Source organism: Candidatus Binataceae bacterium (assembly GCA_035294265.1).
Classification (GTDB): domain Bacteria; phylum Desulfobacterota; class Binatia; order Binatales; family Binataceae; genus DATGLK01.
This window is the reverse complement of sequence record DATGLK010000080.1, coordinates 1-11,373: the sequence shown is the minus strand read 5'-3', so window position 1 is coordinate 11,373 and position 11,373 is coordinate 1. Positions and strand designations below refer to the sequence as shown.

The 11,373-nt window shown below is 62.5% G+C and carries 14 protein-coding genes; all 14 read right to left on the bottom strand.

Features of this window, described 5'->3' with window-relative positions; genetic code table 11:
* Positions 1-134: 134 nt before the first annotated feature.
* The 14 genes from pssA to rho all read right to left on the bottom strand — a co-directional run bounded on the left by pssA (position 135) and on the right by rho (position 11,335).
* The gene (pssA, locus tag VKV28_12965; GenBank protein HLH77707.1) at positions 135-995 is read right to left on the bottom strand and encodes a CDP-diacylglycerol--serine O-phosphatidyltransferase; all 861 of its coding nucleotides are present in this window, start codon (positions 993-995) and stop codon (positions 135-137) included.
* Positions 992-1,672: a phosphatidylserine decarboxylase gene (locus tag VKV28_12960; GenBank protein ID HLH77706.1), complete on the bottom strand. Its 681-nt coding sequence runs from the start codon at positions 1,670-1,672 to the stop codon at positions 992-994. Before VKV28_12960 ends, pssA begins: the two co-directional genes overlap by 4 nt.
* Positions 1,672-2,688 carry a ketol-acid reductoisomerase gene (ilvC, locus tag VKV28_12955; GenBank protein HLH77705.1) on the bottom strand — a complete coding sequence of 339 codons (1,017 nt, stop codon included), beginning with the start codon at positions 2,686-2,688 and terminating at the stop codon, positions 1,672-1,674. The genes VKV28_12960 and ilvC overlap by 1 nt, the downstream gene beginning before the upstream one ends.
* A 2-nt stretch (positions 2,689-2,690) precedes the next feature.
* Positions 2,691-3,218 carry an acetolactate synthase small subunit gene (gene ilvN / locus VKV28_12950; protein HLH77704.1) on the bottom strand — a complete coding sequence of 176 codons (528 nt, stop codon included), beginning with the start codon at positions 3,216-3,218 and terminating at the stop codon, positions 2,691-2,693.
* A 53-nt stretch (positions 3,219-3,271) separates the two neighbouring features.
* Positions 3,272-3,487, bottom strand: a complete 216-nt coding sequence (locus VKV28_12945; protein ID HLH77703.1) for a hypothetical protein — start codon at positions 3,485-3,487, stop codon at positions 3,272-3,274.
* Complete coding sequence (gene tsaB / locus VKV28_12940; protein ID HLH77702.1) at positions 3,433-4,260, bottom strand: tRNA (adenosine(37)-N6)-threonylcarbamoyltransferase complex dimerization subunit type 1 TsaB; 828 nt, start codon at positions 4,258-4,260, stop codon at positions 3,433-3,435. Before tsaB ends, VKV28_12945 begins: the two co-directional genes overlap by 55 nt.
* Positions 4,232-5,575: an RIP metalloprotease RseP gene (gene rseP / locus VKV28_12935; GenBank protein HLH77701.1), complete on the bottom strand. Its 1,344-nt coding sequence runs from the start codon at positions 5,573-5,575 to the stop codon at positions 4,232-4,234. The genes tsaB and rseP overlap by 29 nt, the downstream gene beginning before the upstream one ends.
* 27 nt (positions 5,576-5,602) lie before the next feature.
* Positions 5,603-6,385, bottom strand: a complete 783-nt coding sequence (locus VKV28_12930; GenBank protein HLH77700.1) for a phosphatidate cytidylyltransferase — start codon at positions 6,383-6,385, stop codon at positions 5,603-5,605.
* Positions 6,372-7,154, bottom strand: a complete 783-nt coding sequence (locus VKV28_12925; GenBank protein ID HLH77699.1) for an isoprenyl transferase — start codon at positions 7,152-7,154, stop codon at positions 6,372-6,374. Before VKV28_12925 ends, VKV28_12930 begins: the two co-directional genes overlap by 14 nt.
* A 47-nt stretch (positions 7,155-7,201) precedes the next feature.
* Entirely contained in the window at positions 7,202-7,762 is a 561-nt protein-coding gene (frr, locus tag VKV28_12920; protein ID HLH77698.1) for a ribosome recycling factor, read from the bottom strand.
* Positions 7,763-7,790: 28 nt separating this feature from the next.
* Positions 7,791-8,564 (bottom strand): UMP kinase, encoded by a 774-nt coding sequence (pyrH, locus tag VKV28_12915; protein ID HLH77697.1) that lies wholly within the window; start codon positions 8,562-8,564, stop codon positions 7,791-7,793.
* A complete protein-coding gene (gene tsf, locus VKV28_12910) occupies positions 8,545-9,171 on the bottom strand; it encodes a translation elongation factor Ts (protein ID HLH77696.1) in 627 nt (208 codons plus the stop codon). The genes pyrH and tsf overlap by 20 nt, the downstream gene beginning before the upstream one ends.
* A gap of 21 nt (positions 9,172-9,192) precedes the next feature.
* Positions 9,193-9,966: a 30S ribosomal protein S2 gene (rpsB, locus tag VKV28_12905; protein HLH77695.1), complete on the bottom strand. Its 774-nt coding sequence runs from the start codon at positions 9,964-9,966 to the stop codon at positions 9,193-9,195.
* Positions 9,967-10,084: 118 nt separating this feature from the next.
* Entirely contained in the window at positions 10,085-11,335 is a 1,251-nt protein-coding gene (gene rho, locus VKV28_12900) for a transcription termination factor Rho (GenBank protein ID HLH77694.1), read from the bottom strand.
* Positions 11,336-11,373: the final 38 nt, after the last annotated feature.

The window sequence follows — 11,373 nt, the reverse complement described above, 5'->3', positions numbered from 1 at the left end:
GGCCGGGAACGGATGGGCCAACCCTCCTGGAGGCCAGCGGCTGGCGCCTCCACGGACGGCGGAGAGCATTGTCTTAGCAGACTGCTAAAAGCCTCGTCTGCTATGCCATGCGCACTTCTGAAAGCGGCAGCCTGCTAGGCGCGTGGATTGCCGGAGGGCCGGTGCTGCTCGGACGCGTCGATTTGACTACCAGGCTCATGAATGGTGATGCGCTCGCCACGCAACATCAGAATTGGCCCGGACAAGACGTAGGCCGTGGCGCCCACAAACAGGGTTAGCTGAGGTAAGGTAATCGCGGCCGCGACCACCAGCACCACCGCGGCCAGCAGCTCCAGCGGCACGCGCTCGCGCCGTTTGTGGGTCTTGAAGCTAGGATAGGGCACGCGCGAGATCATGAGAAAGGCCAGCACTAGGGTGAGCGGCGCCGCCACAGTGCTCAACAGCCGGGCCGAGTTCATCTCGAAATAGCTGTAGACCAGCACCAGCCCGGCCACCATCGCAGCCGCGCCCGGGACCGGCAAGCCCACGAAACGGCGTTTGTCTACCCCACCCACCTGGACATTGAAACGGGCTAGGCGCAGCGCAGCGCAAACCACATACGCTCCGCTTACGATCCAACCGAGGTTGCCCAGCGGCTCCAGGCCAAACATATAGATCAGGCTGGCCGGTGCAACCCCGAAGGCGACCACGTCGGAGAGGCTGTCGTACTCGATTCCGAACTGGCTGGAGGTGCGCGAGGCGCGGGCAACGCGGCCGTCCAGGCCGTCGCAGCAAAAGGCCACGATGATCATCAGTGCAGCCAGCTCGAAGTGCGCGTTGATGGCCGAAATGATGGCATAGAAGCCTGACAACAGGCCCAGCGAGGTGATCGCCGCCGGAACCACGAACACACCCCGGCGCAGCGGACCTGCGAGCTCGCCATGGCTACGCAGGCGCTCGGAGAGCAGGCGCAGCCGAGCTCGCCCGGCACGAGCCGGATGAAAGCGCTCATTCATTGAGCTAGCTCTCCAATCACGCTTTCGCCTGCGCGCACCCGATCTCCCACCGCCACTGTGACCCGGAACTCTAAGGGTAGAAAATGATCAACTCGGCTACCAAACATAATCAAGCCCAAGCGCTGGCCACGCACGATAAAATCATGCGGGCGCAACCGACAGATGATGCGACGAGCCAAGTAGCCTGCGATCTGCACCATCGCATGGCGCCGGCCCTGACGGTCGGCCAATACGATGAGATTTCGCTCGTTGAGCTGGCTGGCGTAATCGCTGAAGGCGGCGCGGAATTGCCCGGCGGTGTGAACGACGCTCTCCACCTCGCCGTCCACGGGCGCGCGATTTACATGCACGTCCAGCGGCGACATGAAGATGCCCACTTTACGAAAGCGGCCATCGCTCTGGTGGGGCGCCGGCCCCTCGCTGACCTCGACCACTTTGCCGTCGGCACCTGACAACACCACGCCCTCGCGCTGGGGCGCCGCGCGCTCAGGATCGCGGAAAAACCACAGCGCGAAGGCGGCCGCCATCAAGATCAAGCCGCCTGCCCAGCGTAGGCCGACCACGAAGACAAGCAAACCTACGGCCAGCAGCGAAAGCGGGATTTTGGCGCCCTCGGGCGCCAGCGGCAAGCGTCGGCGCCGGAACTGGGGCGCGCTATTGCGCGGCGCGGCCGACATCAGTTGCGCGCTTTGTCCACCAGGCGATCGCTGGCCAGCCAGGGCATGAAGGCGCGCAGCTTGCGCCCCACCTCCTCGATCGGATGGGCTTCGCCCTCGGCACGCAACCGCTTGAAAGTTGGCAACCCAGCCCGATACTCGGCCAGCCATTCGCGCGCGAATTGACCCGATTGAATCTCGCTGAGGATCTGTTTCATCGCCTCGCGCGAGGGCCCGCCCACTACCCGCCTGCCGCGAGTCATGTCGCCATACTCGGCGGTGTTGCTGATCGAGTAGCGCATATTGGAAATGCCGCCCTCGTATATCAGATCCACGATCAACTTGACCTCATGCAGGCACTCGAAGTAGGCCATTTCGGGCGCGTAGCCGGCCTCCACCAAAGTCTCGTAACCGGCCCGGATAAGCTCGGTCAGCCCGCCGCACAGCACCGATTGCTCGCCAAAGAGGTCGGTTTCGGTCTCCTCGCGAAAAGTCGTCTCGATGATGGCCGCGCGCCCCCCCCCAATAGCGCTGCCGTAGGCCAGTCCGACCCGCGCGGTATCGCCCGAGGGATCCTGGGCCACCGCCAGCAGGCAGGGAACCCCACGCCCCTTGCTGTATTCCGAACGCACCAGGTGGCCAGGCCCCTTGGGTGCAATCATAAAGACGTTGACTTCGGGAGGAGGCACGATCGCCTTGAAATGGATGTTGAAGCCATGGCCGAAGGCCAGGTACTTACCCGCCGCCAGCCCGGGCGCAACGCTTTCGCGATAGATATCGCCGCCGGCTTCGTCCGGCACCAGCATCATGATGACGTCGGCTTCGCGCGCCGCCGCCGCGCCATCCATCACACGTAAACCGGCGGCGGCAGCCTTGGGACGCGATTTGCTGTCCACCCCCAGCCCCACTCGCACGTCCATTCCGCTGTCGCGCAGGTTAAGTGCGTGGGCATGTCCCTGGCTGCCGTAACCGATAATCGCGATCTTGCGCCCAGCCAGCGCGCTCAGGTCAGCATCGCGATCGTAAAACACCTTCATTTTCAAGCACTCTCCTTTAGTTGGCGCCGCGCACCGTGGCCGTTGGGTTGCACCGCGCGCGCCATCGCGATCCGCCCCGAGCGCACCACCTCCTTGATCCCCAGCGGGCGGAGCAAGGCGATGAAGCCCTTGATTTTATCGCCGTCGCCGGTCAGCTCCACGGTCGTAGAGCGCGGCCCAATGTCCACCACTCGGGCGCGAAAGGCCGACACGATCGCGTCCAGTTCCGGGCGCGTGCGCTCGTCCGTCGCCACTCGCACCAGCACCAGCTCGCGATCGATGGTCTCGACCTCCTCGAAGTCGGTCACCTTGATGACCGCCACCAGCTTGTTGAGCTGCTTGTTGATCTGTTCAAGCACCTGTTCATCACCGCTGGTGATCAAGATGATGCGCGACATTGTGGGATCGCTCGGATCCTCGTTGACGGTGAGCGATTCGATGTTGTACCCGCGGCCGGAAAACAGTCCCGCGACCCGGGCCAGCACGCCGAATTCGTTTTCGACTAAGACGGATATAGTACGACTGGGCATCTGCCATCGGCAGGCGCTAAGAAGGAGAATCGCCGCGGGGAGGGGCAATCCGCCTATCGATATCGCGCCAAAATTTCCATGATGCGGTCTTTGCAGGAAAGCTTGCGCTTTTGCAACCGCTTCTTTTCGATTTCCTCTTCGTTACTCAAATGCAATTTGCCGCGGAACTCTTCCAGTTGGCGCTTGAGCTCCTGGTGCTCGACATACAGCGCCTTCAGCTCCGCATCATCGAAATGTTCGTGAACGAGCGCTTCTTCTCGCTGCTCCATACGACCTCCGCTCCGGCCGCCGTGCTCGCCCGCTTGAGCTTGAGCTCGGCCTCCGGGGGCCTCACATAGCGCGGTTCCAGGCCGCGTGCGTTATCGATCTGATGGCGCGCCAGCCGCGCCGCTCCCAAGATCGCAATCGCCTCCGCCGCCGTCCACCCCGCCCCCAACTCCGCCACCCTCCCCTGGCGCGCCGCCACCAGCTCACCGGCGTACACCAGCGCGCCCTCACCGAAGAACACTACCGGCTCTTGCAGCCGAGCAGCCAATTCCCGGGGTTTGATAACCAAGTCATCACACAGCCGGACCAACCCCTCATGCTGCCCGCAATAAATAGCTGCGTACACCTCGCCCTTGCGAGCGTCAAGCAACGGGCACAATTGCAACTCGTGGGTCGGCTGCCAAGCCACCGCCGCGCACAGCGCCAAGGCATCCAGACTGGGAATCCCGACCAGGCGGCAGCCTCCCACCAGCGTCATCCCCTTGGCATAGCTCAGCGCCACGCGCAGGCCGGTGAATGACCCCGGGCCCAAACCCACCGCGATCGCCGCCAGGTCCGCCAACCCTATGCCGCATCGATCCATTAATCGGGTCACGGCGTTCGCCAATGTCCGAGCGTGAGGCTCCCCCGCCGGCAACCTATCGGTGGTCAAGCCGCCCGACCAACTTAGCGCCAAGCTGGCGTGCGCGCCGCCAGTTTCCAGACCCAGAACCGGCCCCACCTGGCTTGCCTCTGCAAGCAGCGACTCAACCTTGAACGATGCGTGAGATGTCATTGAAAATCACGAACGCCATCAACATCACCAGCAGAAACAATCCGACCTGCTGGGCGATCTCGCGATGGCGCACCTGCAAGGGACGCCCGCGCACCGCCTCGATCACGAAGAATAGCAGATGGCCGCCGTCGAGCATCGGCACCGGCAAAAGGTTGATGATCCCCAGCTCTAGGCTGAGCATCACGGTAAACATCGCCACGCTGGCGAACCCCTGGCGGGCTTCATGGCCGGCCATCTTGGCAATCATGATAGGGCCGCCCAGGGCTTGGCGAACCGGGGTGCTACCAGCAAAAATCTTGCCGATCCCGACCACCAACATCGCGCTCATTTGCGCGCTTTGAATAACTGCGTTGTAGACCGCTCGCAGTGGACCATCGCGATGGATGGTGAAATCACCGCGTGGCAAGACTCCGATTACCCACTGTGGCGCACTATCGCCAAAGGGTGTCTTTTCACTCTGGCGCGCCGGCTTGAGGGTCACCCGCCGAATCGCCCCAGAGCGTTCATACTCGATCGTCAGCGCCGCCCCACCACTGTCCTTGACCCGATTGGAGAGATCTTCCCAGCTGCGGATGGGGCGGCCGTCAAGCGCCTGGATGAGATCGCCCGCGCGCAAGCCCGCGCTAGCCGCCGGTAACCCCGCCTTGACCTCACCCAAAATCGGTCGCAACCGCGGCACCCCATACATCAGAACCACCGTGAGCAGCACGGGCGCAAATACAATATTGGACAGCGGTCCCGCCAACACGATCGCAAAGCGTTTGATCAGCGTTTGGTGGGGGAAGGCCTGCTCCTCCAAGCGCCGGGTCAAAAGCGGCGGTCGATGCTGCGCCAAAGCCGCAATCGCCGCCGCGCTATCAGCGTGGCGAGAGATTTCCTCCACCAGCTCGCGCTCTTCGGGGAGCAGCGGGCGACCGAGTTTCTCGCGCTCCCAGGCTTGCGGGTCGGAGGCGTTCACAAAGCTGTGCGCCAAGTCGGCCAAGCCGTCGGTGGTGGCGTTGGGCCGCGCCGAGCTGTGCCGAGCAGCATCGGCCAGTAGATCCTGGCCTAGCTCGGTCAAGAAGGTTTGTACTTCGCTTGGGTTGAGCTCCTCGTTGATCTCCTCGCCCAGCATCCGCACGTAACCGCCCAGCGGGGTCGCCCCGATGGCATACTCGGTGCCGCCACGGCGAATGCCGGCGATCTTGGGGGGATAGCCGATCGAAAAGCGTAGAACCCTGACTCCGGCCCATTTAGCGACCACGAAGTGGCCGGCCTCATGGACCAGGATAAGAACTCCCAAAATCACCACCGCGGCGATAACCGAGGTCAGCATCCAAACCTCAATGGAGCGCGCACGCGCTCAGCGAACCGTATAATAGGTAAACAACGCCGCCAGCATCAGACTGTCGGCGCGATCCAGCAGCCCCCCATGGCCGGGGAACAGCCGCCCCGAGTCTTTGGCTCCTCGCAACCGCTTGAGGGCCGACTCGGCCAAGTCTCCGGCCTGGCTGACAGCGCTTATCGCAAGCGCCAATCCCGCCGTCCGCCACCATGGCTCCCAGCCTACACCAAAAACCTGACTTAACACCAAACCAGCCAGCAGACCCCCGGTCAAACCACCCAACGCGCCTTCGAGCGTTTTGCCAGGACTTACCCGCGCCAGCAATTTGCGCCGGCCCCAGCGGCTGCCCGCGGCGTAGGCCGCCGAGTCGGTGGCCACCACGATTGCTACCATCAACAACAGCCAGCGCCAGCCCTGAGGCCGATTACGCACCAGCGCGAGGTAGGGCAAGGCGATTGCGACATACAGGCTGCCCAGGACCACGACTAGCTTTTGCGGCCGACGGCCTCCCCACTCAACCATCGCGACCATCACGCCCCCCGCCACAGCCGCAAGCCAAGCCAAGGGCCAGCAAAGCGTCCCGCCACCAATCAGCAAGGCGGCCATGGCCACCAGCGTCGTGATGGCCACTGATATCCTGACCGACACTGCCGGCCGTACACCCATCGCCAGCACCTCATGCACGCCCCACATCGTCGCCAAGGCGGCCAGCGCGCTGAAGATTGGCGCGGGTACCAGCCAGATCAACAGGACAAACAGCGGCAGCGCGACCGCTGCGGTGGCGATCCTAGTTAGCGGCACGCAAAGGCTGTCCGGCCGATGGTTCGATCGCTCCAAAGCGCCGCTCGCGACGCTGGTAGGCGCGCAAAGCGAGAAGAAAATCCCGGGCACGAAAGTCGGGCCATAAAGTATCGGTAAAGTAGAGCTCAGTGTAGGAGAGTTGATAGAGGAAAAAATTGGATAAGCGCAGTTCGCCCGAGGTCCGGATCAGCAGATCGGGGTCGGGCAAGCCGGCGGTATCAAGCTGATTGGCCACCATCCGCTCGTCAATTTCATCCACCCGCAGACGCCCTTCGGCGACCGCGGTAGCCAGTTGGCGGGCCGCGCGCACGACATCCTGCTGGCCGCTGTATGACAAGGCCAGGGCCAGGGTCATCGAGCGATTGCCGGCGGTGTATTCGATCGTCTGGGCGAGGGCCTGATGGACCGCCGAGGGGAGCCGCGAGCAATCCCCCAGCGCGATTAGGCGGATGTCGCGCTTGGTTAGGCGCTTGGTCTCGGTGACCAGGTAGCGATGCAGGAGCTGCATCAAGAAGCGCACCTCGGTGCCGGGCCGGTGCCAATTCTCATTGGAGAAGGCGAACAAGGTCAGGAACTGGATACCCAGCTCGCGCGCGGCATCGATAATGGCGCGCACCGAGTCCTTGCCACGCCGATGGCCTTCCAGGCGCGGCAGGCCGCGCTGGGTGGCCCAGCGACCATTGCCATCCATTACGATCGCGACATGGCGGGGAAGGCGCGCGGCGTCCAACACCAAGTCGGGAAACTCACTCAGCGGCAATTCCGACAATTTCGCCCCGCTCCAGCTCTACCCGAGGCTGAAACCTCCATGAGCCCTCAAACCTCCATGACCTCGGCCTCTTTGGCGGCCAACACCTGATCGAGCTTTTCGATAAATTCGCCGGTGTACTGCTGGACCTTGGCCTCGGCGCTACGCAAATCATCGTCGGTGATCTGCTTTTCCTTATGCAGATCCTTGAGCAGATCGTTGGCGTCGCGCCGATGGTTACGAATAGAAACTCGATACGCCTCGGCGATCTTGTGGATATGGCGGGCGGTCTCGCGCCGGCTCTGCTCGGTTTGCGGCGGAATCGGGATGCGAATCAACTTGCCGTCGTTTTGTGGCACCAGACCCAGCTCGCTGGCCTGCTGGATCGCCTTTTCAATCTCATGCATCGCGCTCCGATCATAGGGCGTCACTACCAGCAGTCGGGCCTCGGGCGCGGCCAGTGCGGCCAATTGGCGCAGTTGCACCTTGGCCCCGTGGTAATTGACCAGCAACCCTTCCAGCAGCGCCGTAGAGGCCCGCCCGGTACGCACCCGCGACAGCTCATGGCGGAAGGCGGCCACTGCCGCTTCCATGTCTTTGTGGGCTTGCGCTAGCACTTCATCCTTCATGGCTTGGCTCTCGGCTGGGTTCCTAAGCTTAGCTCTCGCTGACCAAGGTTCCGATCTGCTCGCCCATCACCGCCCGTTTAATATTACCGCCTTTGCGCAAATTGAAAACCAGCACCGGCAGATTGTTGTCGCGACACATCGAGATGGCTGTGGAATCCATCACCTTGAGGTTGCGACTCAGGATATCGAGATAAGTTAGATGGTCGAAGCGCTGGGCCGCGTGGTCCAGCATCGGGTCACGGTCGTACACCCCATCGACGTGATGGCTAGCTTTGAGCAGGATCTGGGCCCCCACTTCCAGCGCCCGCAGACTGGCTGCGCTATCGGTGGTGAAATAGGGATTACCGGTGCCGGCCGCGAAAATCACCACGCGCCCCTTCTCCAGATGGCGGATGGCGCGGCGGCGGATGTAGGGCTCGCAGACCGCCTGAATGTTAATCGCCGACATCACCCGGGTGGTAGCAGCGCAGCGCTCCAAGGCGTCCTGCAGAGCCAAGGCGTTGATCACGGTGGCCAACATTCCCATGTGGTCGGCAGTGGTGCGATCCATCCCGCGCGCCTGGTATTCACTGCCGCGCAGCAAATTGCCGGCGCCGATCACCACCGTCAACTGAACCCCCAAGGCGACAACTTCCTTGAGTTCCGCCGCCACTCGCGCCAGCATCTGGTGATCGATTCCGCCGCCGGCGGCAGTGGCCAGCGCTTCGCCCGACAGCTTGAGCAAGACCCGCGCATAGCGCGGTTGCCCCCCAGGCGCAGCACCGAGCGGGGGCGGGCCCGGACTAGGCCGTTCCGGCGCCATCCGAACCCTCGCTGGCAGTCTCGCCCAGTTGGAAGCGGATGAACCGGCGCACCTCGATCTTCTCCCCTACCGTAGCCGAATACTCGGCGATCAGTTCGGACACCGTACGGGCCGGATCGCGCATGTAGCCCTGCTCCAGGAGGCAGACTTCACGGTAGAATTTTTCCAGCTTGCCTTCCACGATTTTGTCCACCACAGGCGCCGGCTTGCCGGCCGATTGGGCGGCGTAGATCTGCCGCTCCTGCTCGATCACGCTGGGGGGAATTTCCTCACGCCGCACCGCGCGCGGGTTGGTGGCCGCCACCTGCATGGCCAGTTCCTTGACCAAATTCTGAAATTCCGGGGTCTTAGCCACAAAATCGGTTTCGCAATTGACTTCCAGCAGCACCCCCAGCTTGCCGCCGGTATGGATATAGGCGCCAATCGTACCATCGGAGGCCACTCGGCCGGCACGCTTGGCCGCGCCCGCGATCCCCTTTTCCCGCAGCCACACCACCGCCTGCTCAAGCTGGCCCGAGCATTCGGCCAGGGCGCGCTTGCAATCCATCACCCCGGCACCCGTCTTCTCCCGCAATTGCTTGACAACCGCGGCGTTTACTTCGGCCATTAGCTTCCTCTTACTCGGCGCTCAGACGATTTGGGGCGCTTCAGGCTCGGGCGCCACCGCGCCACTGTCTCCACCGCTCAGATCGGCTTGCCCCTTCTGCCGTTCTTCCTGGAGCTGGCGTCCTTCCAAAACCGCATCCGCCATCGCCGCCGTAAATAGTTTGATGGCGCGGATGGCGTCGTCGTTGCCCGGCACCCGGTAGGCGATCAGATCGGGATCGCAATTGGTGTCCACCACCGCCACTACCGGAATACTGAGTCGGTTAGCTTCGGCTACCGCAATCTCTTCCTTCTTGGTGTCGATGACGACCAGCGCGTCGGGCAGCCGGCGCATATTCTTGATCCCGCCCAGGGTCGCCATCAGCTTAGTATGCTCACGCCCCAGGTCGCTCATCTCTTTTTTAGTCAAGGCGTTGATCATCGCGGGATCGACCATGTGCTCCTCGACCTTCTTGAGCCGTTCGATAGAAGCGCGGATGGTCTGAAAGTTAGTCAACATCCCGCCCAACCAGCGGTTGTTGACATAAAACATGCCGGCTCGTTCCGCCTCTTCGCGGATGATGTCCTGGGCTTGCTTCTTGGTACCCACGAACAGCACGCTGCCGCCCGCCGCCGCCAGATCGCGCACGAAGTCGTAGGCGGCCCGAAACATCCGCACGGTCTGCTGCAAGTCGATGATATGGATGCCGTTGCGGGCGCCGAAGATGTAGGGTTTCATCTTCGGATTCCAGCGGCTGGTCTGGTGGCCAAAATGGACCCCGGCCTCCAGAAGCTGTTTCATGCTGATTTCAGTCATAACCTGCTCTTTTCCTTGTCGCTCGCCATCCTTGAGTTTTTAGCAAAGCCCGCGCAGCCGGCAAAGCGCGCCGTTTGGCCCGCCGTTGCTGGCATGCCGCCGCCGCACCCAGCGCAAGCTAGTTGTTCATCGATTCCAGGAACTCATCGTTGGTCTTGGTCCCCTGCATCTTGTCCAGCAGGAACTCCATCGCTTCCACCGCATTGAGCTGCGAGAGCAGCTTGCGCAAAATCCAGATCCGGTTGAGCGTGCTGCGCGGCAACAGCAGCTCTTCCTTGCGCGTCGTCGAGCGCTGAATGTCGATGGTCGGGAAGATACGCTTTTCCAACAGCCGGCGGTCCAGCGCCACCTGCTGGTTGCCGGTGCCCTTGAACTCCTCGAAAATCACTTCGTCCATCCGGCTGCCGGTATCCACCAGGGCGGTGGCGATGATGGTCAGGCTGCCGCCGTCCTCGGTGTTGCGCGCCGCGCCGAAGAACTTCTTGGGTTTGTGCAAAGCGTTGGAGTCAACCCCGCCCGACAGTATCTTGCCCGAGGGCGGGACCACGGTATTGTAGGCTCGCGCCAAGCGCGTGATCGAATCCAGCAAAATCACCACATCGCGCCCGTGTTCGACTAAACGCTTGGCCTTCTCGATCACCATCTCGGCAACCTGCACGTGACGGGTGGCCGGTTCGTCGAAGGTCGAGCTTACCACCTCGCCTTTAACCGAACGCAGCATGTCGGTGACTTCTTCGGGCCGCTCATCGACCAGCAACACGATCAGGACGACTTCAGGATGGTTGTGGGCGATCGCGCGCGCCATCGCCTGCAGCATCATGGTTTTGCCGGTGAAGGGAGCAGCTACAATTAGGCCCCGCTGGCCTTTACCAATGGGCGCCACCAAATCGATAATTCGGGTGGTGTAATCCTCGTGATCGAATTCCAGCTTGATCCGCTCCTGCGGATAGAGCGGGGTGAGGTTGTCAAAGAGGATTTTGTCGCGGGCCCGGTCGGGCTCCTCGAAATTGATGGATTCGACCTTGAGCAGGGCGAAATAGCGTTCCCCCTCCTTGGGCGGCCGGATCAGGCCGGAGACGATATCGCCGGTGCGCAGGTTGAACTTGCGAATCTGGCTGGGTGAGATGTAAATGTCGTCGGGACCGGGCAGATAGTTGTAGTCGGGTGCGCGCAGAAACCCAAAGCCATCAGGCAGGATCTCCAGCACCCCCTCTCCCAAGATGGAGCCGTTTTTGGCGGCCTGCGCCTGCAGGATCGAGAAAATCATCTCCTGCTTACGCATGTTGGCCGCGCCGTCGATATCGTAATCGCGCGCAACCTGAGCCAACTCGGTAATCTTGGCGCTCTTGAGCGCCTTTAGGTTTAGCACCCCCACTTCGTTGACCACGGCCTGCGGTCCGCCGCCGT